25 protein-coding genes, 1 tRNA gene and 2 pseudogenes are annotated in these 23,311 nt (G+C 64.5%); 15 read left to right on the forward strand and 13 right to left on the reverse strand.

The window, feature by feature from the left end:
- Positions 1-10: 10 nt before the first annotated feature.
- Positions 11-1,435, reverse strand: a complete 1,425-nt coding sequence (locus tag BG457_RS04175; protein WP_139257541.1) for a divergent polysaccharide deacetylase family protein — start codon at positions 1,433-1,435, stop codon at positions 11-13.
- A 176-nt stretch (positions 1,436-1,611) separates the two neighbouring features.
- Here BG457_RS04175 and BG457_RS04180 point away from each other — a divergent pair, with 176 nt between their 5' ends.
- The 8 genes and pseudogenes from BG457_RS04180 to BG457_RS04215 form a co-directional block, all read left to right on the forward strand.
- On the forward strand, positions 1,612-2,193 hold the full coding sequence (locus tag BG457_RS04180) for an anthranilate synthase component II (RefSeq protein ID WP_071795734.1): 582 nt from the start codon (positions 1,612-1,614) through the stop codon (positions 2,191-2,193).
- The gene (gene trpD, locus BG457_RS04185; protein WP_071795735.1) at positions 2,190-3,212 is read left to right on the forward strand and encodes an anthranilate phosphoribosyltransferase; all 1,023 of its coding nucleotides are present in this window, start codon (positions 2,190-2,192) and stop codon (positions 3,210-3,212) included. The genes BG457_RS04180 and trpD overlap by 4 nt, the downstream gene beginning before the upstream one ends.
- Before the next feature lie 14 nt (positions 3,213-3,226).
- Positions 3,227-4,033, forward strand: a complete 807-nt coding sequence (gene trpC / locus BG457_RS04190) for an indole-3-glycerol phosphate synthase TrpC (protein ID WP_071796049.1) — start codon at positions 3,227-3,229, stop codon at positions 4,031-4,033.
- 1 nt (position 4,034) lies between these two features.
- Positions 4,035-4,514, forward strand: coding sequence for a cyclic pyranopterin monophosphate synthase MoaC (moaC, locus tag BG457_RS04195; RefSeq protein ID WP_071795736.1), 480 nt, complete (start codon positions 4,035-4,037; stop codon positions 4,512-4,514).
- Positions 4,511-5,683 carry a molybdopterin molybdotransferase MoeA gene (locus tag BG457_RS04200; protein ID WP_071795737.1) on the forward strand — a complete coding sequence of 391 codons (1,173 nt, stop codon included), beginning with the start codon at positions 4,511-4,513 and terminating at the stop codon, positions 5,681-5,683. The genes moaC and BG457_RS04200 overlap by 4 nt, the downstream gene beginning before the upstream one ends.
- A 78-nt stretch (positions 5,684-5,761) precedes the next feature.
- Positions 5,762-6,454: a transcriptional repressor LexA gene (gene lexA, locus BG457_RS04205; protein ID WP_071795738.1), complete on the forward strand. Its 693-nt coding sequence runs from the start codon at positions 5,762-5,764 to the stop codon at positions 6,452-6,454.
- A 198-nt stretch (positions 6,455-6,652) separates the two neighbouring features.
- A pseudogene (locus BG457_RS04210) lies at positions 6,653-6,805 on the forward strand (LexA family protein); the annotation flags it as partial.
- A 214-nt stretch (positions 6,806-7,019) separates the two neighbouring features.
- Positions 7,020-7,172, forward strand: a pseudogene (locus BG457_RS04215) (LexA family protein); the annotation flags it as partial.
- An 80-nt stretch (positions 7,173-7,252) separates the two neighbouring features.
- On the opposite strand, the gene BG457_RS04220 reads toward BG457_RS04215, so the two are convergent.
- A complete protein-coding gene (locus BG457_RS04220; protein WP_071795739.1) occupies positions 7,253-8,860 on the reverse strand; it encodes a peptide chain release factor 3 in 1,608 nt (535 codons plus the stop codon).
- 36 nt (positions 8,861-8,896) lie between these two features.
- Positions 8,897-9,214, reverse strand: coding sequence for a TraR/DksA family transcriptional regulator (locus BG457_RS04225; protein WP_071795740.1), 318 nt, complete (start codon positions 9,212-9,214; stop codon positions 8,897-8,899).
- Between the two features lie 109 nt (positions 9,215-9,323).
- Between BG457_RS04225 and hisF the strand changes: the two genes are divergently transcribed.
- The 3 genes from hisF to BG457_RS04240 all read left to right on the forward strand — a co-directional run bounded on the left by hisF (position 9,324) and on the right by BG457_RS04240 (position 11,369).
- Positions 9,324-10,085, forward strand: coding sequence for an imidazole glycerol phosphate synthase subunit HisF (hisF, locus tag BG457_RS04230; RefSeq protein ID WP_071796050.1), 762 nt, complete (start codon positions 9,324-9,326; stop codon positions 10,083-10,085).
- Positions 10,082-10,396 carry a phosphoribosyl-ATP diphosphatase gene (locus tag BG457_RS04235; protein ID WP_071795741.1) on the forward strand — a complete coding sequence of 105 codons (315 nt, stop codon included), beginning with the start codon at positions 10,082-10,084 and terminating at the stop codon, positions 10,394-10,396. The genes hisF and BG457_RS04235 overlap by 4 nt, the downstream gene beginning before the upstream one ends.
- A 64-nt stretch (positions 10,397-10,460) precedes the next feature.
- On the forward strand, positions 10,461-11,369 hold the full coding sequence (locus tag BG457_RS04240; RefSeq protein ID WP_071795742.1) for an SMR family transporter: 909 nt from the start codon (positions 10,461-10,463) through the stop codon (positions 11,367-11,369).
- Here the strand turns inward: BG457_RS04240 and BG457_RS04245 are convergent.
- On the reverse strand, positions 11,364-11,834 hold the full coding sequence (locus BG457_RS04245; RefSeq protein ID WP_071795743.1) for a CoA-binding protein: 471 nt from the start codon (positions 11,832-11,834) through the stop codon (positions 11,364-11,366). The genes BG457_RS04240 and BG457_RS04245 overlap by 6 nt on opposite strands.
- Positions 11,835-12,019: 185 nt before the next feature.
- Positions 12,020-14,194: an excinuclease ABC subunit UvrB gene (gene uvrB / locus BG457_RS04250; RefSeq protein WP_084657458.1), complete on the reverse strand. Its 2,175-nt coding sequence runs from the start codon at positions 14,192-14,194 to the stop codon at positions 12,020-12,022.
- A 120-nt stretch (positions 14,195-14,314) separates the two neighbouring features.
- Between uvrB and BG457_RS04255 the strand changes: the two genes are divergently transcribed.
- From BG457_RS04255 to argE, 3 genes are read left to right on the forward strand one after another with little or no spacing between them, the layout of a single operon-like run.
- Positions 14,315-16,132: a Na/Pi cotransporter family protein gene (locus BG457_RS04255; protein ID WP_175546721.1), complete on the forward strand. Its 1,818-nt coding sequence runs from the start codon at positions 14,315-14,317 to the stop codon at positions 16,130-16,132.
- A 55-nt stretch (positions 16,133-16,187) separates the two neighbouring features.
- Positions 16,188-16,466: a hypothetical protein gene (locus tag BG457_RS04260; protein ID WP_139257542.1), complete on the forward strand. Its 279-nt coding sequence runs from the start codon at positions 16,188-16,190 to the stop codon at positions 16,464-16,466.
- A 57-nt stretch (positions 16,467-16,523) separates the two neighbouring features.
- A complete protein-coding gene (gene argE / locus BG457_RS04265) occupies positions 16,524-17,699 on the forward strand; it encodes an acetylornithine deacetylase (protein WP_071795745.1) in 1,176 nt (391 codons plus the stop codon).
- Between the two features lie 6 nt (positions 17,700-17,705).
- Here the strand turns inward: argE and BG457_RS04270 are convergent, their stop codons facing one another.
- Positions 17,706-18,554 carry a hypothetical protein gene (locus BG457_RS04270; protein ID WP_071795746.1) on the reverse strand — a complete coding sequence of 283 codons (849 nt, stop codon included), beginning with the start codon at positions 18,552-18,554 and terminating at the stop codon, positions 17,706-17,708.
- Between the two features lie 146 nt (positions 18,555-18,700).
- On the opposite strand from BG457_RS04270, the gene BG457_RS04275 reads away from it, so the two are divergent.
- Positions 18,701-18,790 (forward strand) — tRNA-Ser (locus BG457_RS04275).
- A gap of 160 nt (positions 18,791-18,950) precedes the next feature.
- Here BG457_RS04275 and BG457_RS04280 read toward each other — a convergent pair.
- From BG457_RS04280 to BG457_RS04310, 7 genes are all read right to left on the reverse strand, one after another.
- Complete coding sequence (locus BG457_RS04280; RefSeq protein ID WP_139257543.1) at positions 18,951-19,268, reverse strand: hypothetical protein; 318 nt, start codon at positions 19,266-19,268, stop codon at positions 18,951-18,953.
- Positions 19,269-19,372: 104 nt separating this feature from the next.
- Complete coding sequence (locus BG457_RS04285; RefSeq protein ID WP_071795748.1) at positions 19,373-19,582, reverse strand: hypothetical protein; 210 nt, start codon at positions 19,580-19,582, stop codon at positions 19,373-19,375.
- 139 nt (positions 19,583-19,721) lie between these two features.
- Positions 19,722-20,078: a YigZ family protein gene (locus tag BG457_RS04290; protein WP_071795749.1), complete on the reverse strand. Its 357-nt coding sequence runs from the start codon at positions 20,076-20,078 to the stop codon at positions 19,722-19,724.
- Between the two features lie 120 nt (positions 20,079-20,198).
- Positions 20,199-21,284, reverse strand: coding sequence for a FecCD family ABC transporter permease (locus tag BG457_RS04295; RefSeq protein WP_084657460.1), 1,086 nt, complete (start codon positions 21,282-21,284; stop codon positions 20,199-20,201).
- Between the two features lie 2 nt (positions 21,285-21,286).
- The gene (locus BG457_RS04300; protein ID WP_071795750.1) at positions 21,287-22,222 is read right to left on the reverse strand and encodes an ABC transporter substrate-binding protein; all 936 of its coding nucleotides are present in this window, start codon (positions 22,220-22,222) and stop codon (positions 21,287-21,289) included.
- A complete protein-coding gene (locus BG457_RS04305; RefSeq protein WP_071795751.1) occupies positions 22,219-23,010 on the reverse strand; it encodes an ABC transporter ATP-binding protein in 792 nt (263 codons plus the stop codon). The genes BG457_RS04300 and BG457_RS04305 overlap by 4 nt, the downstream gene beginning before the upstream one ends.
- Positions 23,007-23,276 (reverse strand): hypothetical protein, encoded by a 270-nt coding sequence (locus tag BG457_RS04310; RefSeq protein WP_071795752.1) that lies wholly within the window; start codon positions 23,274-23,276, stop codon positions 23,007-23,009. The genes BG457_RS04305 and BG457_RS04310 overlap by 4 nt, the downstream gene beginning before the upstream one ends.
- Positions 23,277-23,311: the final 35 nt, after the last annotated feature.

Here is a 23,311-nt window from a genome sequence, read left to right on the forward strand (position 1 = left end):
ACTGGCGGACTTACGGCAGGTTGCGCAAAATACCCGAAATCGGCACCAGCGCCACCTGATCGAGCCTGCTGCCCTCGCGCCACATGGTGATCGCTTCCATCAGCACATCATTCGAGGCGTCGCCAAAGACGATCACCTGCCCCATCTGGCTGGCCTGAAACACCGCGCGGTCGAGGAAGCGGCGCATGGTGAAGGCGCTGTCATTGCCGGAATCGATGACCCGGAACACTTCGGCATGGGGCACGCCCGCAGCGCTCGCGGCGCGTGTGGCCTGTGCCAGCCCGCCCGAGAATGTGACCAGCCCATGCCCGTCCTGCCGCAGGAGCGGCAGCACCTCGTTCAGCAGGCGCGCATTGCGGGCAAAGCCGGTTTGCGGCAGGTCGATCACGCCCACGGCCATCGGCAGGCTGGCGAAATAGGCGTTGAAGGTCACATCCAGATCCGAGGCCGTGGCGCCCTCGGGGATAGAAGTGGCGAGGATCAGGACTTCCTTGCCCGCCTCCATGTAGATTGCGGCGGCGTCGGGGGCCGAGGTGTCGAGCGGGTTGAGCGCAATGGTGACGGGGAAATCCAGCGCGGCGAGCGCGCGGCGCATGGCCATGGGCAGGCCGGGATCGCTGAGGACAAGCGCCATGCGCGCCCCGGTGCTGGCCCCGTCATAGAGCGAATTGCGCTCCAGCGCAGGGATGGCGGCGGCCTCTGGCGCGGGCACTTCGGCGGAAGCATCGGGCGCGGCGGGATCGCCTGCGCCGATCTGCGGCAGGCCGGAGATGCGCGTGCCCGGCAGGGTGGCGGGGGGCGCCTCAGTCAGGGCGGCGCTGTCGCTGTCATCGGCTGCGGGGGCGTCGCTGGCGGGGGGGCTGGCGGCGTCAGAGCTGGGCAGCTGCGGCACAGTGACCTGCGGCAGGCCCTGCCCCGCCTCGCGGCTGGGGCTTGGCACCATGCCTGCGGGCAAGCGCGCCTGCGGGCCGGTGACCTCTGCCGGGGGCGCTGTGGGCTCGATGTCATCGGCCAGTTCAGCGGTGCCGTTGGGTTCCTCGGGCATATCGGGCCGGGGCGCGGCGGTGCTGTCCTCGGCGGGGGTTTCCGGCTCGGGCGCGGCTTCGGTCAGGGCGGAATCGGGGTCGGGCGCGTCCGAGGGGGCGTCGCGGTCCGTTTCGGGTGTGGTGTCGGGTTCCGCTGCAAGATCGGGGACGGGGCTTTCGGGCTCAGTGATTTCGGGCTCAGTGATTTCGGACTCAGTGATTTCGGGCGCGGCCAGGTCCGGGTCAGCCAGTTCCGGCTCCGGGCTGGCCGGGGCGGGCTGGCTGATACTGTCGGAAAGGGGCGGGGCGACCGGGCCGGGCTGGGGTGGAAAGACCACGGTCGCGCCGACAAATCCCAGCAGAACAAGTCCAGATCCTACGCCGAGTCCCGCGAGTAGTGAGCTGTTCACACCTGACCTCATTCTTGCTGCCGATAGACTGCGTCGCGCCTGTCCCGCGCGTTTGCGGGCGAGTCTCCCACAAAACCACGCGCGGATCAAACAGATTGCCGGACCTGCCCTTGACCAGAGCCTGTCTGCACGGGCATGAAGGCAGCAACAAGCCCCATGGATATGAAAGCTGTGAAATGCTGCTTCTGATCGATAATTACGACAGCTTCACCTATAATCTTGTGCATTATTTCGGCGAATTGGGTGCCGATGTGGTGGTGCATCGCAATGACGCGCTGGATGTCCAGCAGGCGATGGGGCTGAACCCTTCGGCCATCGTGCTCTCGCCCGGCCCGTGCGACCCGGATCAGGCGGGGATCTGTCTGCCCCTGACACTGGCCGCTGCCGAGGCGCGGGTGCCGCTCTTGGGGGTCTGTCTGGGGCATCAGACCATCGGGCAGGCTTTTGGCGGCAGGGTCGTGCGCGCGCCCTCTATCGTGCATGGCAAGCTGGGGCAGATGCATCATGCGGGGGCGGGGGTGTTTCGCGGCCTGCCCTCGCCGCTGGCGGCGACGCGCTATCATTCGCTGGTGGTCGAGCGCGAGGGTCTGCCCGACTGTCTGGAGATCACAAGCTGGCTGGAGGACGGGCTGATCATGGGGCTGCGGCATCGTGACTTGCCGATTGAGGGGGTGCAGTTCCATCCCGAGAGCATCCGCTCCGAGCATGGCCATGCGATGCTGCGCAATTTTCTGGAACAAGCGGAAGTGGTGGCGTGATGGAGGATCTCAAACCCCTGATCGGCCTTGCCGCCACCCGCCCGCTGACCCGCGCCGAGGCCGAGACCGCGTTCAACCTGCTGTTCGAGGGGCAGGCGACGCCCGCGCAGACCGGGGGCTTTCTGATGGCGCTGCGCACGCGGGGCGAGACGGTGGATGAATATGCTGCCGCCGCAGGTGTGATGCGCGCGAAATGCGTGAAGGTGCGCGCGCCCGAGGGGGCGATGGATATTGTCGGCACCGGGGGCGATGGCAAAGGGACGCTGAATATCTCGACCGCGACGGCCTTTGTGGTGGCGGGCGCGGGGGTGGTGGTCGCCAAACATGGCAATCGCAACCTGTCGTCGAAATCGGGCGCGGCGGATGCGCTGGGCGCTTTGGGCATCGAGGTGATGGTGGGCGCGGATGTGGTCGAGCGCGCGTTGCAGGGGGCCGGGATCGGCTTCATGATGGCGCCGATGCATCATCCGGCGATGCGGCATGTGGGGCCGGTGCGGATGGAACTCGGGACGCGCACGATCTTCAACATCCTCGGGCCGCTGACCAATCCGGCGGGGGTGAAATATCAGTTGACCGGGGCGTTCAGCACCGATCTGCTGCGGCCCATGGCCGAGACGCTGGCCGCGCTGGGGACCGAACGCGCCTGGCTGGTGCATGGCGGCGACGGGACGGATGAATTGTCGATTGCGGCGGAAAGCGCCGTGGTCGCGCTGGAGAACGGCGATTTGCGGGAATTTTCGCTGCATCCCGAGGATGCGGGGCTGCCGGTGCATCCGTTCGAGGATTTGCTGGGCGGTGCGCCGGGCGAGAATGCGCGCGAGTTGCGCGCGGTGCTGACGGGTGCAGGGCGCGCGGCTTACCGCGATGCGGTGCTGCTGAATACAGCGGCGGCGCTGGTGATCGCGGGCAAGGCCGCTGATCTGCGCGAGGGCGTGGCGCGGGGGCGCGAGAGCCTCGATTCGGGTGCGGCGATGCGCGCGGTCGAGGCGCTGGCGCGGATCAGCCCGGTGAAATCGTGAAATCGGAGGGCGCAATGGCCACCATTCTGGACAAGATCAAGAGCTACAAGCTGGAAGAGGTCGCCGCCCGCAAAGCTGCGCGCCCGCTGGCCGAGGTCGAGGAGGCCGCGCGCGCGGCCCCTGCCCCGCGTGGCTTTGCCAGCGCCCTGGCACGGGCCGAGGCGGTGGGCTACGGGCTGATTGCCGAGATCAAGAAGGCCAGCCCTTCCAAAGGTCTGATCCGGGCCGATTTCGACCCGCCCGCGCTGGCCCGCGCCTATGAGGCCGGGGGCGCGACCTGCCTGTCTGTCCTGACCGATACGCCCAGCTTTCAGGGCGCGGATGCGTTTCTGACCGCGGCGCGCGCAGCGACCGCCCTGCCCGCTTTGCGCAAGGATTTCATGTATGACATCTATCAGGTGGCGGAGGCGCGCGCGCTGCATGGCGATTGCATTCTGATCATCATGGCCTCGGTCTCTGATGCGCAGGCGCAGGAGCTGGAGGATGCGGCCTTTGGCTGGGGCATGGATGTGCTGGTCGAGGTGCATGACGAGGAAGAACTGGAGCGCGCGCTTGCGCTGCGCTCGCCGCTTCTGGGGGTGAATAACCGCAATCTGAAAACTTTCGAGGTGACGCTGGAAACCACCCGGCGGCTGTCGAAACTGGTGCCCGAAGGCAAGCGGCTGATCGCCGAGAGCGGGATTTACACGCCCGCCGATCTGGCCGATCTGGCGGGCTATGGCGCGCGCAGCTTCCTGATCGGCGAAAGTCTGATGCGGCAGGAAGATGTGGCCGGGGCGACCCGCGCGCTATTGGCCAATCCCGTCGCGGCCGAGGTGTGATGTGGAAAAACTGACACATTTCGACGCTGAAGGCCGCGCACATATGGTTGACGTGTCGCAAAAGTCCCATACAGCGCGGGTGGCGATTGCCGAAAGCGCGGTGCAGATGCGCCCCGAGACGCTGGCGCTGATTACTGAGGGGCGCGCGAAAAAAGGCGATGTGCTGGGGGTGGCGCGGCTGGCGGGCATCATGGGGGCGAAACGTTGCGCCGATCTGATCCCGCTGTGTCATCCGCTGCCGATCACCAAGGTCTCGGTCGATCTGGTGCCGGATGCCGAGCTGCCCGGTGTGCGGATCCGCGCCGAGGTGCGCACGACGGGCCAGACCGGGGTGGAGATGGAGGCGCTGACTGCGGCTTCGGTCGCGGCGCTGACGGTCTATGACATGCTGAAAGCCGCCGAGAAGTCGATGACCATCACCGCGACGCGGGTTGTGCTGAAAGATGGCGGGAAATCAGGGCGTTACGAGGCGGGATCATGATAGCGGTCGAAGAGGCGCTGGCACGGGTTTTCGATCTGGTCACACCGCTGGGCACCGAAGAGATCGCGCTGAAAGATGGCGCAGGCCGGGTGCTGCGCGGCGCGGTGCGGGCGGCGCGCGATCAGCCCCCTTTTGCGGCATCGGCGATGGATGGCTATGCGATCCGCGGCGCGGCGCAGAAGGGCATGCAGTTTCAGGTGATCGGCAGCGCGGGCGCGGGCCATGGGTTTGACGGCGCGGTGGCTGAGGGACAGGCGCTGCGCATTTTCACTGGCGCCCCCGTGCCCGAAGGTGCGAGCCGCGTGATCATGCAGGAAGATGTCACCCGCGAGGGGGATGTGATCACGATCGCGGGTGTCCCCGGCAGCGCGACACATATCCGGCCCCAAGGGGGTGATTTCCGCGCCGGGGACCAGATCAGCGCCCCGCGGCGTCTGCGGGCCACGGAACTGGCACTGCTGGCGGCGATGAATTGTCCGCGGCTGAGCGTCAGCGCGCGGCCCGATGTGGCGATCATCGCGACCGGGGATGAGCTGGTCATGCCCGGAGAGACGCCGCGCGCCGATCAGATCATCGCCTCGAATGTCTTTGCGCTGAAGGCCATGGCCGAGGCCGAAGGTGCGCAGGCGCGGATCCTGCCGATTGCGGCGGATGATGCGGCGAGCCTGCGCGCAGTGTTCGATCTGGCGCTGGGGGCGGATCTGATCGTGACCGTGGGCGGGGCCTCGGTCGGGGATCATGATCTTGTCGGCCCGGTCTCTGAGGCGCTGGGGGCGACACGCGCCTTTTACAAGGTGGCGCTGCGCCCGGGCAAGCCGCTGATGGCGGGGCGGATGGGGGATGCGGTGCTGCTGGGGCTGCCGGGAAATCCTGTCTCTTCCATCGTTTGCGGGCATCTGTTCATGCGCCCTGCGCTGCGCGCGATGCAGGGGCTGGGCGCCCTGCCGCTGCCAAGCCAGCTTGCGGAACTGACCTGCGATCTGCCCGCCAACGGGCCGCGCACGCATTACATGCGCGCGACGCTGGGGCCGGGGCCGACGATCACCCCCCTGCCCGATCAGGACAGCGCGCTTCTGTCGGTGCTGTGCAGTGCCGATGCGCTGCTGATCCACCCGGCGGGGGATGGCGCGCGGCGGACGGGAGAACAGATGCGCTATATCGCTCTGTGAGGAAGGTTGACAGAACAGCAGAACAGAGTTAGAACATAATGTGAATATCCGGGTGGGGGACAGCTCAGGGAGCGCGCGATGCTGACACGCAAACAGATTGACCTGTTGAAACTGATCCACACAAGAATGGAAGCCGAAGGGGTCGCGCCCTCTTTTGACGAGATGAAGGATGCGCTTGATCTGCGGTCGAAATCGGGGATTCACCGGCTGATCACGGCGCTGGAAGAACGCGGTTTCATCCGCCGCCTGCCGCATCGGGCGCGGGCCATCGAAGTACTGAAACTGCCCGATGCGTTGATGAGCCAGAGTTTCGCGCCGCGCGTGATCGACGGGGGCGCGACGGCGCGGCCGGAACCCTCTGCGCGCGCGAGGCCTGAGGATGCGGCGGCGCTGAGCCTGCCGGTCATGGGGCGGATCGCGGCGGGCACGCCGATTGAGGCGATCAGCGAAGCGGTGCGCGATATTTCAGTGCCGGGCACGATGCTGAGCGGGCGCGCGGCGCATTACGCGCTGGAGGTGCAGGGCGATTCGATGATCGATCTGGGCATCAATGACGGGGATATCGTGGTGATCCGCGAACAGGAGACGGCGGATAACGGCGATATCGTCGTGGCGCTGGTCGAGGGGCATGAGGCGACGCTGAAACGGTTCCGGCGGCAGAACGGGATGATCGCGCTGGAAGCGGCCAATCCGGCCTATGAGACCCGGCTGTTGCGCGATGATCAGGTGGCGGTGCAGGGGCGGCTTGTGGGATTGATCCGCAGCTATTGATGTGGGCGTTGGCGGTAGGGTGCGTGCGGGAGCACGCACCTTACGTCGGAAAGCGGGTGGCAGATCATACCATCATCTCCTTGGTCGCGGTCAGGCGCATATCGGGGTAGTCGCGCGCCACGCGGTCGATATCCCATTGCAGCCGGGTCATGACGACCCGCGCCGTCGCTGTCTTCGGCCATATGCTGCGTGTTGATGATCACCGTGGCACTGGTCAAGGGACATGAATCGACGCTCAGGCGGTTCCGGCGGCAGAATGGGATGATCGCGCCGGAAGCGGCCAATCCGGCCTATGAGACCCGGCTGTTGCGCGATGATCAGGTGGCGGTGCAGGGGCGGCTTCAGGGGATTGATCCGCAGCTATTGATGTGGGCGTTGGCGGTAAGGTGCGTGCGGGAGCACGCACCCTACGTCGGAAAGCGGGTGGCAGATCATACCATCATCTCTTTGGTCGCGGTCAGGCGCATATCGGGGTAGTCGCGCGCCACGCGGTCGATATCCCATTGCAGCCGGGTCATGACGACCCGCGCCGTCGCTGTCTTCGGCCATATGCTGCGTGTTGATGATCACCGTGGCACTGGTCAAGGGACATGAATCGACGCTCAGGCGGTTCCGGCGGCAGAACGGGATGATCGCGCCGGAAGCGGCCAATCCGGCCTATGAGACCCGGCTGTTGCGCGATGATCAGGTGGCGGTGCAGGGGCGGCTTCAGGGGATTGATCCGCAGCTATTGATGTGGGCGTTGGCGGTAAGGTGCGTGCGGGAGCACGCACCCTACGTCGGAAAGCGGGCGGCAGATCACACCATCATCTCTTTGGTCCCGGTCAGGCGCACATCCGGGTAGTCGCGCGCCACGCGGTCGATATCCCATTGCAGCCGGGTCATGAAGACCGGGTCGCCGTCGCTGTCTTCGGCCATATGCTGCTTGTTCGCCGCGGCGAATTTCTCGACCGCGAGTTTCTCGCCCATCACCCAGCGGGCGGAAGTGAATTGCGTGGGCTCGAACCGCACCGGCAGGCCGTATTCCAGCTCGATCCGGCTCGCCAGAACCTCGAATTGCAACTGGCCCACCACGCCGACGATGAAGCCCGAGCCGAAGACCGGTTTGAACACCTTGGCGGCCCCTTCCTCGGCGAATTGCATCAGCGCCTTGTCGAGATGCTTGGCCTTCATCGGGTCGCCCGCGCGGCAGGCCTGCAGCAGTTCCGGCGCGAAACTGGGGATGCCGGTGAAACGCAGCGCCTCGCCCTCGGTCAGCGCGTCGCCGATGCGCAACTGGCCGTGATTGGGGATGCCGATGATATCGCCCGCCCAGGCTTCTTCGGCCAGTTCACGATCGGCGGCCAGAAACAACACCGGCGAGGCCACGGTCATCTGTTTTTTCGAGCGCACATGGGTCAGTTTCATGCCGCGCTCGAAATGGCCCGAGGCAAGGCGCACGAAAGCCACGCGGTCGCGGTGCTTGGGGTCCATATTGGCCTGCACCTTGAAGACAAAGCCTGTGACCTTGCCCTCTTCCGGGGCGATCTGGCGCGACTCCGCCTTCTGGATCTGGGGCTGGGGGGCATAGGCGGAAATGCCGTCCATCAATTCCTTCACGCCGAAGGAATTGATCGCAGAGCCGAACCAGATCGGGGTCAGATGACCCTCAAGCACGGATTTCGGATCGAGCGGCGGCAGCAGTTCGCGCGCCATCTCGATCTCTTCGCGCAGCTTTTCCAGCAGAGGCGCGGGCACATGATTGGCCATTTCCGGGTCATCCAGCCCGTTCACCACGATGCTTTCGCCGCGCTTGTTGCGGTCGGCGCGGTTCATCAGTTCCAGCCGGTCGCGCAGCAGATCATAGCAGCCGATGAATTCCGCGCCGGTGCCGATGGGCCAGCTTGCCGGGGTCACGTCAATGGCGAGGTTTTGCTGGATCTCGTCGATAATGTCGAAAGTCTCGCGGCTTTCGCGGTCCATCTTGTTGCAGAAGGTCAGGATCGGCAGATCGCGCAGCCGGCAGACCTCGAAGAGCTTGCGGGTCTGGGATTCAACGCCTTTCGCGCCATCAATGACCATGATCGCGGCATCCACGGCGGTCAGGGTGCGGTAGGTGTCTTCGGAGAAATCCGAGTGGCCGGGCGTGTCGACCAGATTGAAGCGATAGGGCCCGAAATCAAAGGACATGGCCGAGGCCGAGACCGAGATGCCGCGGTCCTTTTCCATCTGCATGAAATCCGAGCGGGTGCGGCGCGCTTCGCCCTTGGCGCGGACCTGCCCCGCCATCTGGATGGCGCCGCCGAAGAGCAGGAATTTCTCGGTCAGGGTCGTCTTGCCCGCATCCGGGTGCGAGATGATGGCAAAGGTGCGCCGCCGGGCAATTTCGGCGGGCAATTCGGGGCGGTTTGAGGCAAGATCCAGCATGGCGCGCGTATAGTTTGAGACGCGCGCCCGCGCAAGTTATTGCGCGCAGGTCCGGCAGAAGGGGGTTGCGGGCAAGATGTCCAGCCGCTCTGCGCTGATCTCGGCGCCGCAGGCGACGCAAAAGCCGTATTCCCCCGTTTCGATCCTGTGCAGGGCGGCGTCGAGCATCTGCAATTCCTTTTGCGCCGCATGACCGAGGGCCTCAAGAGTCTCATCCTCTTCGTGTTCGATGGCATTGTCCTGCCAGTCGGGGCTGCCATGCGTGCCAAGCTCCTGATCGACGAATGTGGCGCGCGCCATCAATTCGAGCTGGCGTTCCCTGATCTGGGCGCGGCGGGCGGCGATGTCGGTCATGATGTCCTCCGGTTGATACAAGACACTCTGCGCCGCGTGCCGGGCGCGCGTCTTTGATCCGTATCAAATGCCTCTTTTCCGGGGCGCGCTGCCGCGCTATCAGGGGGGTATGTTGAAAACCCGCATCATTCCCTGCCTGGATGTCGCCGATGGCCGTGTGGTCAAGGGCGTGAATTTTGTTGATCTGCGTGATGCAGGTGATCCGGTCGAGGCCGCAAAAGCCTATGACGCAGCGGGGGCGGATGAGCTGTGCTTTCTGGACATCCATGCCACGCATGAAAACCGTGGCACCATGTTCGATCTGGTCACGCGCACGGCGGAAAACTGTTTCATGCCGCTGACCGTGGGCGGGGGCGTGCGCACGGTCGAGGATGTTCGGGCGCTGTTGCTGGCGGGCGCGGATAAGGTGTCGTTCAATTCGGCGGCGGTGGCGGATCCGGATGTGGTGGCGCGGGCGGCGGACCGGTTCGGCAGCCAGTGCATTGTGGTGGCGATTGACGCCAAGACCGTGAGCCCCGGCAAATGGGAGATTTTCACCCATGGCGGGCGAAAGCCCACCGGGATTGATGCGGTGGAATTTGCGCGGACTGTGGCGGCCAAGGGGGCGGGCGAGATCCTGCTGACCTCTATGGATCGCGACGGCACGCGGGCGGGGTTCAATCTGCCGCTCACGCGCGCGATTGTGGATGCGGTGGGCGTGCCGGTGATTGCCTCGGGCGGGGTCGGCACGCTGGATCATCTGGTTGAGGGGGTGACGGTCGCGGGCGCATCGGCGGTGCTGGCGGCGTCGATTTTCCATTTCGGGGAATACACGATTGGCGAGGCCAAGGCGCATATGGCGGCGGCGGGCGTTCCGGTGCGGCTGGCATGAGTGCGCTCATTCGACTGGCCGCCACGATTGCCGCGCGACAGGGGGCGGACCCGGAAAGTAGCTGGACGGCGAAGCTGCTGGCCAAGGGGCCAGAGAAATGCGCCGAGAAATTCGGCGAAGAGGCCATTGAAGCGGTGATCGAGGCGGTGAAGGGCGATCCTGAGCGGCTGACCTCGGAAGCTGCCGATGTGATCTATCACCTGCTGGTCATGTGCGCCGCGCGGGGCGTCACGCTGACCGAGATCGAGGCGGAACTGGCGCGGCGCGAGGGTGTCTCTGGCGTGGCCGAGAAAGCGGCGCGCAAGCCGTAAGCCGCCTTGCCCTGCTTCGGCGCGGGGTATATGGGACACATGTTAAACAACCTGCAGGCGCGACATGAATGAGTGGCTGCTCTCGCTGATGGGCACCCCGGAAGGGGCGCGACTGGCCACGCTTCTGGCGCTGACCGCAGCGCTGGCACATGCGGTTTTCGGGGCGCTGCAGAAGGGCGCGCATGATCCCTGGCTGTCGCGCGGCTCGATCGATCTGGCGCTGGTGGTGATGTCGGCCCCGGTGGCGCTGTTCTGGTTCGGCCCGCCGCCGGTGCATATGTGGCCGGTGCTGGCGGGGGTGGTGGTGATCCATTTCGCCTATAAGCTCGCCATGGCGCTGGCCTATGAAAAGGCCGCATTCACCGTTGTTTACCCGGTGGTGCGCGGCACAGGGCCGTTGATCACGGTGATCGCGGCGATGCTGTTTTTCCGCGAATCCTACACGATGGTGCAATGGCTGGGCGTGGCGTGCCTGTCGGGGGGCATTCTGCTGCTGGCGCTGCGCAACCTGTCGGAAGAGCGCATCGACCCGCGCGCGCTGAAGATCGGGCTGGGCTGGGCGGCGCTGGGGGGTGTGCTGGTCGCGCTCTACACCACCTATGACGCCTGGGCGATTCGGATTTCGGGCGAGCCGCTGGCGTTTCTGGCGTGGTTCTTCTTCCTCTCCTCGGTCGATTTCATGATCCTCGGGCTGTTGCGCTACCGCAATATGGCGCATCGCCCTGCCCCATTGCCGCTGCTCTTGCGTGGGATCGCGGGCGGGCTGATCGCCTATGTCAGTTTCGGCGCGGTGATGATCGCGACGCTGATCGGCAAGGTGGGGGAAGCGGCGGTGCTGCGCGAGACCTCGACGGTCTTTGCCGCGTTTATCGGCTGGTTCATCCTGAAAGAGCGGGTCGGGCCGCGTAAGCTGGCGCTGATGTGCATGATCGCGGCGGGGGCGGTGATCATGGAGCTGGGCCGCGCGTCATAGGCGCGAGGACAGGATGCCCGTATTGATGCCGCCCATGCGCAATTCGCCGAAGAGGCGTTGATATTCCATTTTCGGGCAGAGATTCTCGATCACATCGATGCCCTGCGCGCGGGCCTTTTCAGCCGCTTGGGCGTGGCTGACGCCGATCTGCATCCAGATCGTTTTCAGATTCGGGAATACCGCCAAGGCCTCATCGACGATGGCCGGCACGGCGTCCGAGCGGCGGAAGATATCGACCATATCGACCTCGGGCGGGCAATCGGCCAGCGTGGCGCGGATTGTCTCGCCGAAGAGCGTCTCGCCCGCGTGGCCGGGATTGACCGGGATGATGCGGTAGCCCTTGAGCTTGAGATAGCGCGCGACATAGTAGCTGGGGCGAATCTCATTCATCGACACGCCCACGACCGCGATGGTCTTGGTGCGCTCCAGAATGGTTTTCAGCGTGGTGTCCGGGGGTCTGGTCATGGCGGGATGAAACCGCGCGGGGCGGGGCTTGTCCAGATGAAAAAGCGCCCGGCTTGGGAACCGGGCGCAGGTGCGGAACGAGGGACAGTAACAAAAGAGACGCGGAGTTCCGGTCCTGCGTCATGTGTCTGATGTGGGTTCCTGAATCGGGTTTTCCAGAGGCAATCGCGCAACTGTGAGGGTGTTCAGCGTTTACGCCGTTTCACCCCACCCCGCTGCCCCGGTCTGCCCGCTGTCGAGCGCGGTTTCACCGCCTGATCCACGGCTTCCTCGACCGCGGATTGGCGCGCGAGCGGGTCATCGGCGATGGCGAGTTCCACCGCTTCCAGCCGCTTGATTTCGTCGCGCAGCCGGGCGGCTTCCTCAAATTCCAGATTCTCGGCGGCCTTGCGCATATCGGTGCGCAGGGCTTCGAGATGGGCTTGCAGATTGGCACCGGGTTTCACTTTTTCGATCTGCGCGGTCACGCGGGCCATATCAGTATCGCCCTGCCAGAGGCCGGAGAGCACATCTTCGACATTTTTACGAACTGTTGTCGGTGTGATGCCATGTTCCAGATTATAGGCCATCTGCTTTTCGCGGCGGCGGTTGGTCTCGGCCAATGCGCGCTCCATCGAGCCGGTGATGCGGTCGGCATACATGATCACGCGGCCATCGGCATTGCGCGCGGCACGTCCGATGGTCTGCACGAGCGAGGTTTCCGAGCGCAGGAAGCCCTCTTTATCCGCGTCGAGAATCGCCACCAGCCCGCATTCGGGGATATCGAGCCCCTCGCGCAATAGGTTGATGCCGATGAGCACGTCGAAGGCGCCCAGCCGCAGGTCGCGCAGGATCTCGATGCGTTCGATCGTGTCGATATCGGAATGCATGTAGCGCACGCGGATGCCCTGTTCATGCAGATATTCGGTCAGATCCTCTGCCATGCGCTTGGTCAGGACCGTGACCAGCACGCGCAGGTCGCGCGCCGCGACCTTGCGGATCTCATCAAGCAGGTCATCGACCTGCATATGGACGGGGCGGATTTCCACTTCGGGGTCGATCAGGCCGGTGGGGCGGATCACCTGTTCGGTGAACACACCACCTGTCTGTTCCAATTCCCAGCCGGCGGGGGTGGCGGAGACGAAGACCGATTGCGGGCGCATGGCGTCCCATTCCTCGAATTTCAGGGGTCGGTTATCCATGCAGGAGGGCAGCCGGAAGCCGTGCTCGGCCAGCGTGAATTTGCGCCGGTAGTCGCCGCGATACATGCCGCCGATCTGGGGGACGGAGACATGGGATTCATCGGCGAACACAATGGCATTGTCGGGGATGAATTCGAACAATGTGGGGGGCGGCTCGCCCGGTGCGCGGCCCGTCAGGTAGCGGGAGTAATTCTCGATACCGTTGCAGACGCCGGTGGCTTCCAGCATTTCCAGATCAAATTTGGTGCGCTGTTCCAGCCGCTGCGCTTCCAGCAGCTTGCCCTCTCTGGTCAGTTGCTCCAGCCGCTGTTCCAGCTCCCATTTGATGCCCTTCACGGCCTGCTGCATGGTGGGCCGGGGTGTCACATAATGGCTGTTGGCATAGACACGGATTTGCTGGAACGTGTCGGTTTTGGCGCCGGTCAGGGGGTCGAATTCGGTGATCCCTTCCAACTCATTGCCGAAGAAAGAGAGTTTCCAGGCGCGATCTTCAAGGTGGGCGGGCCATAGCTCGACCACATCGCCGCGCACGCGGAAGCTGCCGCGCTGGAAGGCCGCGTCATTGCGGCGGTATTGCTGGGCCACCAGATCGGCCAGAACCTGCCGCTGGTCGTAGCTTTCGCCGGTGATGAAATCCTGCGTCATGGCCGAATAGGTCTCGACCGAGCCGATACCGTAGATGCAGGAAACCGAGGCCACGATGATCACATCATCGCGTTCCAGCAGCGCGCGGGTGGCCGAATGGCGCATCCGGTCGATCTGTTCGTTGATCTGGGATTCCTTCTCGATATAGGTATCCGAGCGCGGTACATAGGCTTCGGGCTGGTAATAGTCGTAGTAACTCACGAAATACTCGACCGCATTATCGGGAAAGAAGCCCTTGAATTCGCCGTAAAGCTGGGCGGCCAGCGTCTTGTTGGGCGCCAGGATGATCGCGGGGCGCTGGGTTTCCTCGATCACCTTGGCCATGGTGTAGGTCTTGCCGGTGCCGGTCGCACCCAGAAGCACCTGATTCTGCTCGCCCGAGCGCACGCCCTCGACCAGTTCGGCGATTGCGGTGGGCTGGTCGCCTGCGGGCAGGAAGGGGCTGGCCATGCGAAAGCGCTTGCCGCCTTCGAGCTTGGGGCGGGTCAGCACATCAGGGCGCGTGGTGGGCAGGTTCATGTTGTTATGCGGCATGGCAGGCGGCCTTTCGGATGACAGGGCATAGTTGGCCTTTCTGCGCTGTGGTTCAAGCGCCAATCGGGCATGGACGCCGACGAAGGCGCTGATATTCTGCGGACAGGAACGAGACCGGCGATGAAACCCCGTATCCCCCATTTGCAGCTTGGCCTGACCCTTGGCCTGCTCGTGCTGGCCATGGCGCTGAGCACGGATTTCCAGCGGCTGGCCGCGGGGGTTGCGCTGTTCCTCTTGGGCATGCTGATGCTGGAGGACGGGTTCAAGGCGCTGAGCGGGGGCGTGCTGGAACGGCTGCTGGCGCGGATGACCGGCAGTTTCGGCAGGGCCATCGGCTTCGGGGCGGTGGCGACATCGGTGACGCAATCGAGTTCGCTGGTGAGTGTGATCTCGATCTCGTTTCTCAGTGCCGGGCTGATCAGTCTGCAGGCGGGGCTGGGGATCATCTTCGGCGCCAATCTGGGCACGACGACCGGGGCCTGGCTGATCGCGGGTGTGGGGCTGAAGGTCGATATCGCCGCCTATGCGCTGCCCTTGCTGGCGCTGGGAGTGCTGTTGATGTTCCAGCATGCGGATGCGGCCAAGGGCGCGGGGCGGGTGCTGGTCGGCGTCGGGCTGATCTTTCTGGGGATCGCCATTATCAAGGAGGGGTTTGACGCTTTCAGCGCAGAGTTCGATCTGACGCTGCTGGCGCTTGGCGGGATTGCGGGGCTGCTGGTCTATACGGCTGCGGGCGCGCTTGCGACAGTGGTGATGCAATCGAGCCATGCGACGATGCTTCTGGTGATCGCGGCGCTTGGTGCGGGGCAGATCAGCTATGACAATGCGCTGGCCGTGGCCATCGGGGCGAATGTCGGCACCACGGTCACGGCGCTGATCGGGGCGGCGAGCGCGAATTTTCAGGGCAAGCGGCTGGCGCTGGGGCATCTGGTGTTCAATCTGGTGACCGGGGCCACGGCGCTGGCGCTGATCGTGCCCTTGCGGGGGCTGGTCGAGTGGCTGGCTGTGGGGCTGGGCTTTGCGCCGGATGATGCGATGCTGCGGCTGGCGCTGTTTCATACGCTGTTCAACCTGCTGGGGCTGGGGCTGATGGTGCCGCTGCGGGGGCGGTTGCTGGTGTGGCTGGAGCGGCGCATCCCCGCCCCTGCCCCTTCGGCCAGCCAGCCGCGCTATATTGTGGGCGATCTGGGCGCAATTCCTGTCGCGATACTGACGGCCCTGCAGCAAGAGGTCGCGCGGTTGCAGCGCCATGTGCTGGCGCTGATCGCCACCGGGCTCAACCTGCGGATGGAGGATCTGGCGGCCTCGCGCGATCTGGCGCTGACGGTTGCGCGGGCGCGCGATCTGATCGGGCTGGATTATGAGCGTGCCTATGAGGATCGGGTGAAAAGTCTGCATGCGGCGATTGTGGCGTTTTGTGCCGATCAGGCGGCGCTGTCGCTGCCCGCGCAGGACCGCATGCGGCTGGGCGAATTGCGCGAGGCCTCGGGCGCATTGGTGCGCGCGGTCAAGGCGGTCAAGCATATGCGCGAGAATGTCACGCGCTTCACCCGCGCGCCGCAAGGACCGGTGACAGAGCTATATGACCAGTTGCGGCTGGGGATCGCGCAGATCCTCGTCGAGATCGCGCGGCTGGATGATGTGCCTGCCGGGGCGCGCTCGTCATTGGGGTTTGAGGAAGAGCGGCGCGCGCTGGAGGCCGGGCATCAGAAACTGTCGGCGCGGCTGGAGGGGTTGTTGCAGACACGGCGGATCACGGCCGCGCACGCGACTTCTTTTCTGAATGATTCGGGCTATGCGCTGGATGCGGGGCATCAGTTGGTGCGGGCGGCGCAGTTGATTTTCCGCGCCGATGACCGCGCCGAGGCCGAAGTCGAGCGGTTGTTGCAGATGGAAGAGGAAGACAGCGTGTCGGGGACACGCGGCGGGCCGTCATGAAAGCGTCATGATCGGCGCGGTAGGATGTCACTGATACGACATGGGGAAGCGGACGATGGCACATGGAAAGCTGGCCGACAGGCTGGGAGAATATTTCGCGAGGCTCGGCAAGGGTCAGGCGCATAAGATCAAGCCTGCCGATGTCGAAAAGGTGATTGCGAAATTGCGGGATCGGCATGGGGCGCTGGTCGCGGAGATGGAAGCAAAGCCCGAAGATGAGGCGCGGATCGCGGCGAAGATCAGCGCTGCGGAAGACCTGCTGGCGCGCGCGGAATGGCTGCGGGCGCAGCTGGCACAGGATGCCAGCGCACCGCTGCACCCGCCGCAGGATTGACGCAGGCGCGCCGGATCATTAGCCCCTGACAGAGGATCGGGGCAAAGGGGCACGCGGATGACGCAACAGGAGAGACTTGCAGAGGCCATGCGCCTGCTGGGCGATCTTGTGGCCTTTCCCTCGGTCTCGGTCGATGGCAACCGGGAGGTGAGCAAATATCTGGAACGCTGCCTGCGCGGTGCCGGGGCGCGGATCTGGACGGAAGCGGACGCCACAGGCACGAAGCTGAACCTCTTTGCCACCATCGGCCCGGATGCGCCCGGCGGTGTGATCCTGTCGGGGCACACGGATGTGGTGCCGGTTGCGGATCAGCCCTGGAGCACGGATCCGTTCACCCTGACCGAGCGCGCGGGGCGGCTATACGGGCGCGGCACCTGCGACATGAAGGGCTTTGTTGCGGCCTGTGTCGCGATGGCCCCGGAATTTGCCCGCGCCGATCTGCAGGTGCCGGTGCATTTCGCCTTTACCTATGACGAGGAGATCGGCTGTTTCGGGGCGCAGGCCCTGACCGCCAGTCTGGTTGCGCGGGGCTTGCGTCCGGCGGCGGCGATCATCGGCGAGCCGACCATGATGCAGCTGGTGGATGGCCATAAGGGCTGTTTTGAATACACGACCTGGATCACCGGGCGCGAGGGGCATGGATCGGCGCCGGATCTGGGGGTGAATGCCGTCGAATATGGCGCGCTCTTCATCCTGAAACTGGTCGAGCTGCGCGCGCGGCTGAAGGAAATGGCCCCTGCCGATTGCCCCTTTGATCCGCCCCATAGCACGATCAACCCCGGCGTGCTGACCGGCGGGCAGGCGCATAATGTGATCCCCGGCAAGGCGCGGATCGACTGGGAAATGCGCCCGGTGCAGGCCAGTGACGCGGATTTCGTGAAGGCCGAGCTTGCGCAGCTTGTCGAGACGCTGCTGCCCGAGATGCGCGCGGTGGACCCTGCTGCGGATATCCGCACGGAGATCGTGGCCGAGGTCGCGGGGCTGGAGCGTGTGCACCAGAACCGGGCGCGCGATCTGGTGGTGGAACTGACCGGTGCGAATGCGCCGGGCCTCGTGCCCTTCGGCACCGAGGCCGGGCTGTTTCAGGCCATCGGCATTCCCTCGGTCATCTGCGGCCCCGGTTCCATCGCGCAGGCCCATAAGCCCGATGAATATCTGGAGATCGAGCAGTTGGAGCAGTGCCTTGGCTTTCTGTCGCGGCTGATCGGGCGGCTGGAACGCGGGCCGGTCTGAGCGGGCTCAGAGTTCCTCGACATTCAGCCTGCGCCCCAGCGCGCGGCCGACCTGATAGGAAATTTCGGAAAACACTGTGTCAAAGGCGCGGAACATGGCGCGGTTGAATTCCTGCGCGAGGGGCGTGCTGACATAGGCGACGAAATCCTGCATCTCTTCAGCCGAAAGCGGCCGATAGGTCATCAGGAAATAGGATTCGATCCAATCCTCGATATCGGCGCGAATCTCGGGTTCCTGCGCCCAGACCAGTTGCAGCAGCATGTCGGTGGACATGCCGTTGACAGCATTTTCGGCCAGCATGCCCCGGTAATAGGCGAATGAAGTATTCAGACCCAGCGAGACATTCAACTCGATCAGATCATTGGCATCAATCCGCGCGCGCACCTGTTGCAGCCGCTGAGCCCCGTCATCGCCCCCGGTCCCCGCGCGGGCCTCATCGAGCGCCATGCGCGCCAGCATATCGACATCATCATCGAGAAGCGCCTCGCGCGCGGCGAGTTCCAGCTGCAGGATCCGGCGGCCCGGATCGCTGGCCGCGAAATCCAGCGCATCGGTGCGCGCCTCGGGAGTATCTGCAAGCTCGGCCTCCAGCACGCGGAGGAATTCGGCCAGCATGCGCTCGGGCTGGTAGATGTCTTCGACATCGCCCGAAAACTGCTCGAAAGCGCGGCCCTGCAGGGGCACAGCGCCATCGGCCAGCACGGATTTGCGCCCCTCTTCGGCCATGACCCCGAAGAGTTCCGGCAGCAGGAGCGCGCGCGAGAGCTCATTGGCCTGAGCCGGTCGGCTGAGCATGGCCCCGAGGGCGAGAAGCACGATCAGCACTGTGACGCCAAGAAACCGTTGTCTCTGCATTGATCCGGCCTGTCTTTGGGATACCGGGTGAGTTCTAGCTCAGTCGGGTTCGCGCTGCCACACACATTCGCGCGGGCCTCATGCCAGGCGAGATGATTTTTCCCCTTGCACCTTTGGCAGTGAGACAGTATCGACCCGTCCAGATCGGAGAGGTGCCGGAGTGGTCGAACGGGGCGGTCTCGAAAACCGTTGTCCCTTCACGGGGACCCAGGGTTCGAATCCCTGTCTCTCCGCCATTTCCCCTTTTAAGTGATTGATTTTACTAGATATTTGCGCGCAATCGGTCGGCTTTGCATGTCGCATTGCATGTCGGGGAAAGGTCTAGATCGGGCCGACATGCAGCCTTGAAGCAGGGCCGGACCTCACGCGCATGTGATCGCATGAGGCTGCGCAGCTTCATTCGGTTGCGTCCCAATCATCAAAATCAGGAACGACAGTCTTACCGAAGACCGTCAGCGTCAGCGTTTCGCCGTCCTTTTGGATCAACCCTGCGTCCATAAGTTCGTCAAGGTTCTGACGGGCGCGTTCCGGCGTCATTTCCGGTGAATCCTCAAGGATCAAAAGCGCGTCATTTTCGGACAATACGCCATTTGTCTCTGCGCTCATGTTGACAAGTTCGAAATGACAACCGGCAAGGTGGTGTCCAACCTTTCGACTTATTTCAAGTAACTCTTTGGAATTAATCCACAAAATCTGTTCCGGTTCGTCGTTCATGATGTGCCCCAATCAATCTTCGAAGCAATCATAGGCGACAATCACAACGAAAAAAGCCCCGACCGAAGCCGGGGCAGGTAGTTTCCACGGCCCTGTGGAACTGGTCAGGCGTCGGCAGGCGGCACAAGGGCCGCATGGGGGTCAACCCGGCTGGCCGTCGCGCGGTCGGCATTGGCGGGGCTATACCAAGCCGCCCCAAGCTGGCGAAGCCCGGCTTCCATGCGGTCGGCCTGCTTGGCAATGTCGGCGTTGTGCAGGATAGCCGCAGCGTCTTCGGGCGCATGGGCATTGAGGGATTCGAGGCGCAGCGCCATATGCCGTTCATCGGACAACCCGCTGTTGAAGCCGGGCGCGGCGTTGATCGCGGCGGCAACGTCAAGGTTCGTTGCGACAAGGCGCGAAGCTTCCGACGGCCAGTTCGGATCAGCGAGAATCGAAGCCGCCTCAAGCGCCTCAACTCTCTTGCAAAGTGTCGAGGTAAATCCGCACCGCGTCTTGTACGTGCCGGAAACGGTCGCCGCCCAGATGCTTGCCGCCGAACCATCTCGTCACCACGACAACATGATCGCGCAGCCCTTCGCGCTCCAGCATCCGCAAGATCACCATACCCGCCCCGGCTTCGCCATCGTCGCTCTTTATCGGGGCCTCAGCGGTCAACAAAGCCCAGCTGTTATGGGTCGCCTTGGCGAATTTCTTCTTCCGGCAAAGCGCCTTGATGAAGGATTTTGCCTCCTCCTCGGATCCACAGGGCCCGCCCGAGACCGCATATTTCGACCCACGGTCGCGGATGATGTCATCAAGGATCAGCATAGGTCAGGCTTAGCCCCCGCGGCGCGCGGTGGCAAGGCAGCGGCGTCTTCAGGCGTTTCCTGGCCTTAGCCCCGGTCGACCAACCGGAGCCTGCTGGCAATATCGGGGCAAAGCGGCCGGTCAGGCGGAGATGCGCCGCCGTCGCAGCAGCCAGACGAAGAATACCCCACCGATCAGGCCCGTGACAATCCCGATCGGGATGTCCTCGGGCCGCGTGATCGTGCGCGCGACGATATCGGCCCAGACAAGGAAGATCGCGCCCACAAGCATCGCCGCAGGCAGCACGCGCGCATTGTCACCGCCCACGATCATGCGCACAATATGCGGGATCATCAGACCGACAAAGCCAATCACGCCGGAAAAGGCCACCATGACACCTGTGACAAGGGCCGCGACCACAAACACGGTCAGCCTGAAGCGTGCGATGGGGATGCCAAGGGTCGAGGCCGTCTCATCGCCGATGGTCATGGCATTGAGCGAGCCTGCCACCGCTCTGAAATAGAGCGCCGCGCCGGTGAGGATAATCAAAGGCCAGATGAGATGTGCCCATTGCGCGAGCCCCAGCCCGCCCAGCATCCAGAATACGACTGTGTGAGCCGCGCGCGGATCGCCGAGAAAGATCAGCACATTGGCGAGCGCCATGACGATAAAGGACACGGCCACCCCGGTCAGCACCAGCCGGTCTGCACTGGTGGCTTGGGCGAAACTCGCTACGGCCAGCACCAACAGGGTCGAGCACAGCGCGCCGATGAAGGCCAGCAGCGGAACTGTGGCCAGACCCAGAAACATGCCCGTATGCAACAGTGCAAGGATCGCGCCGAAAGCCGCGCCTGACGAGATGCCCAGAAGATGCGGATCGGCCAGTGGGTTGCGCGTGATCGCTTGCAGCACGGCGCCAACCAGCGCCAGACCAGCGCCGACGAGGGCCGCCAGCAGCGCGCGCGGCAAACGAATCTCCCACACGATTGCAGCGCGGCCTGCAGACCAGTCGGGCGTCACCAGACCGGGCGCAACCCGATCCAGGATGACGCCCCAGACAGTCCCCAGCGGAATCGGCACAGCGCCGATGCTGACGGCTGCCGAAACCGACAGGATCAGCGCAACGACCCCCAACCCCCAGAGCCCCTGCCGCACAGGGCGCGCGATGACCGGCACAGGCGCAGCAAGCGCGGGCGCGGCGGTTTCCGGGTTGGGGGTCGTGCGCATGCTCATTCTCCGTGGAAGGCCTCGGCGAGTGCGCGCACCGCGCGGATATTGCGCGGGCCGGGCGTCGCCTCGACATATTCCAACACAACAAAGCGGTCGTTCTGAACCGCGTCAATCTCGGCAAAGGCCGGATTGTTGCGCATGAAATCCATCTTCTGCTCTGCGCTCACCTCGCCATAATTCACGATGATGATCACCTCGGGATTGCGTTCGACCACAGGCTCCCAGGCAACGCGGGTCCAGCTGGATTCCACATCATCCATGATGTTGCGCCCGCCTGCAGCCTCGATCATGGCCGTGGGCATGGCATAGCGGCCCGAGGTGAAGGGCGTGTCCTCGCCCGAGTCATAGACAAAAACGCGCAAGGGGTCGCCCTGAGGGATCGAGGCCGTGATCTCGTCCAGTTCGCTTTGCCAGCCCGTGATCAATTCCTCGGCGCGGTCATCTTCGCCGAAAATCGCACCCAGATTGCGGATATCGTTGAACATGTCATCGATCGCGATGCCATCGCGGTCCATGACATGAATGCAGCTTTCGGTCAGCTCATAGACCGGAATGCCGAAGGGCGCGAGGCTCTCGGGCGTGACTTCCCCGCCCAGGCGCATGCCGTAATTCCAGCCCGCGAACCAGAAATCCAGATCCGCACCGATCAACACCTCGCGCGTGGGATAGCGTTCGGAAAGCTCCGGCAATTCAGCAACCTCTGCGCGAATCTCGTCGTCGAGTTTGTTCCAGCCGGAAATGCCCGTATAGCCCACCATGCGGTCGGACAGGCCAAGAACCAGCATCATCTCGGTCAGATTCACGTCGTTTGAGGCGGCGCGCATGGGCGGTGCCTCAAAGGTCACCTCGCGGTCGCAGCTTTGCACAGTGACCGGATGGGCAAATGCGGGGGCGGCGAGGCATGCGCCCAGCAGGGCGACGGGTAGCGTTCTCATGCAGTTCTCTCCTCTTGCATGGCATCAAAAAGCGCAAAATCGAAGCGACCGGCCCCGCGCGGGCGCGCCTGCACGCCAAAGGCGCGCGCAATGAGGTCGGGGGTCAGAACCTGCGCCACCGGGCCAAAGGCCAGCGGCCGACCGCGATGGATGACCAGCAGATCATCGGCGAAACCGGCCACAAGGTTCAGGTCATGCAACGAGGCCACGACAGTAGCGCCCAGGCCGCGCACCAGCCGCAGCACTTCCAGTTGATGGCGAATGTCGAGGTGATTGGTCGGCTCATCGAGAACGATCAGCCCCGGTTCCTGCGCCAGAGCGCGCGCAACCATGACCCGCTGCCGCTCGCCACCCGAGAGCGTGCCGAAGAGGCGCGTGGCAAAGGGCCGCAACGCCATGCGCTCCAGCGCATGATCCACGATATGGGCGTCGCGCGCGGAGGGACCGGCAAGCGGGCGGCGATGGGGCGCGCGGCCAAGCGCCACGATTTCGGCCACGCTCAGGGCGAAGTCGGTGGGTTGTTCCTGCAGCACAGCCGCCACCCTCTGCGCCACAGCGCGCGCCGACATCGCATGAATGTCCTGCCCGTCGAGCAGGACGCGCCCCGCCTCGGGCTTGTGGAAACGATAGATAAGCCGCAACAGCGTTGATTTGCCAGCGCCATTGGCCCCGAGAACCCCCAGCACGCGCCCGGGGGACAGTGTGAAGCTGACCGGCGACAGGATGCCATTGCCCCATGCAGTCTCCTGCAGGGTCAGTTCCGCAGCGCGAGGGGCCGGGCAATTCATGCGAAGCCCCCCCGCCCTGCGCGTCCGGACATGATCTGCACACCATCGCGCCGCCGGACTGTGCGACCGTCCCGGCTGGCCCAGACCAGATGGCAGGCTTGGCCAGACGCGCGGGGGCCAGGCTTCACGCGGCCCGAGAGCACCGGCGCATCGCCGGTGACACTGCGCGCCAGAGAGACGCCTTTCGAGACCGCGGCGACGAAATCGCTGGCCGAGGGGCAGAAGTGACTGACGCTGAGTCTTTCAGTACAGGGCTCGGTATGCATCTGTCCTCCTGCCCAGTGAGGCAGGGTCGCAGACG

The organism is Natronohydrobacter thiooxidans, assembly GCF_001884735.1.
Lineage (GTDB): Bacteria > Pseudomonadota > Alphaproteobacteria > Rhodobacterales > Rhodobacteraceae > Roseinatronobacter > Roseinatronobacter thiooxidans_A.

Bases quoted from the DNA above. Each gene is read 5' to 3' on its own strand.
- argE (WP_071795745.1), top strand. From the start codon at position 16,524: ATGACGCAACAGGAGAGACTTGCAGAGGCCATGCGCCTGCTGGGCGAT.
- lexA (WP_071795738.1), top strand. From the start codon at position 5,762: ATGCTGACACGCAAACAGATTGACCTGTTGAAACTGATCCACACAAGA.
- uvrB (WP_084657458.1), bottom strand. From the start codon at position 14,194: ATGCCGCATAACAACATGAACCTGCCCACCACGCGCCCTGATGTGCTG.
- BG457_RS04300 (WP_071795750.1), bottom strand. From the start codon at position 22,222: ATGAGAACGCTACCCGTCGCCCTGCTGGGCGCATGCCTCGCCGCCCCC.
- BG457_RS04200 (WP_071795737.1), top strand. From the start codon at position 4,511: ATGATAGCGGTCGAAGAGGCGCTGGCACGGGTTTTCGATCTGGTCACA.
- BG457_RS04220 (WP_071795739.1), bottom strand. From the start codon at position 8,860: ATGCTGGATCTTGCCTCAAACCGCCCCGAATTGCCCGCCGAAATTGCC.
- BG457_RS04235 (WP_071795741.1), top strand. From the start codon at position 10,082: ATGAGTGCGCTCATTCGACTGGCCGCCACGATTGCCGCGCGACAGGGG.
- BG457_RS04295 (WP_084657460.1), bottom strand. From the start codon at position 21,284: ATGCGCACGACCCCCAACCCGGAAACCGCCGCGCCCGCGCTTGCTGCG.
- BG457_RS04305 (WP_071795751.1), bottom strand. From the start codon at position 23,010: ATGAATTGCCCGGCCCCTCGCGCTGCGGAACTGACCCTGCAGGAGACT.
- BG457_RS04290 (WP_071795749.1), bottom strand. From the start codon at position 20,078: ATGCTGATCCTTGATGACATCATCCGCGACCGTGGGTCGAAATATGCG.
- BG457_RS04280 (WP_139257543.1), bottom strand. From the start codon at position 19,268: ATGAACGACGAACCGGAACAGATTTTGTGGATTAATTCCAAAGAGTTA.
- BG457_RS04225 (WP_071795740.1), bottom strand. From the start codon at position 9,214: ATGACCGACATCGCCGCCCGCCGCGCCCAGATCAGGGAACGCCAGCTC.
- BG457_RS04255 (WP_175546721.1), top strand. From the start codon at position 14,315: ATGAAACCCCGTATCCCCCATTTGCAGCTTGGCCTGACCCTTGGCCTG.
- BG457_RS04240 (WP_071795742.1), top strand. From the start codon at position 10,461: ATGAATGAGTGGCTGCTCTCGCTGATGGGCACCCCGGAAGGGGCGCGA.
- BG457_RS04180 (WP_071795734.1), top strand. From the start codon at position 1,612: ATGCTGCTTCTGATCGATAATTACGACAGCTTCACCTATAATCTTGTG.
- BG457_RS04245 (WP_071795743.1), bottom strand. From the start codon at position 11,834: ATGACCAGACCCCCGGACACCACGCTGAAAACCATTCTGGAGCGCACC.
- BG457_RS04285 (WP_071795748.1), bottom strand. From the start codon at position 19,582: ATGGCGCTGCGCCTCGAATCCCTCAATGCCCATGCGCCCGAAGACGCT.
- BG457_RS04270 (WP_071795746.1), bottom strand. From the start codon at position 18,554: ATGCAGAGACAACGGTTTCTTGGCGTCACAGTGCTGATCGTGCTTCTC.
- BG457_RS04310 (WP_071795752.1), bottom strand. From the start codon at position 23,276: ATGCATACCGAGCCCTGTACTGAAAGACTCAGCGTCAGTCACTTCTGC.
- trpC (WP_071796049.1), top strand. From the start codon at position 3,227: ATGGCCACCATTCTGGACAAGATCAAGAGCTACAAGCTGGAAGAGGTC.
- hisF (WP_071796050.1), top strand. From the start codon at position 9,324: ATGTTGAAAACCCGCATCATTCCCTGCCTGGATGTCGCCGATGGCCGT.
- BG457_RS04260 (WP_139257542.1), top strand. From the start codon at position 16,188: ATGGCACATGGAAAGCTGGCCGACAGGCTGGGAGAATATTTCGCGAGG.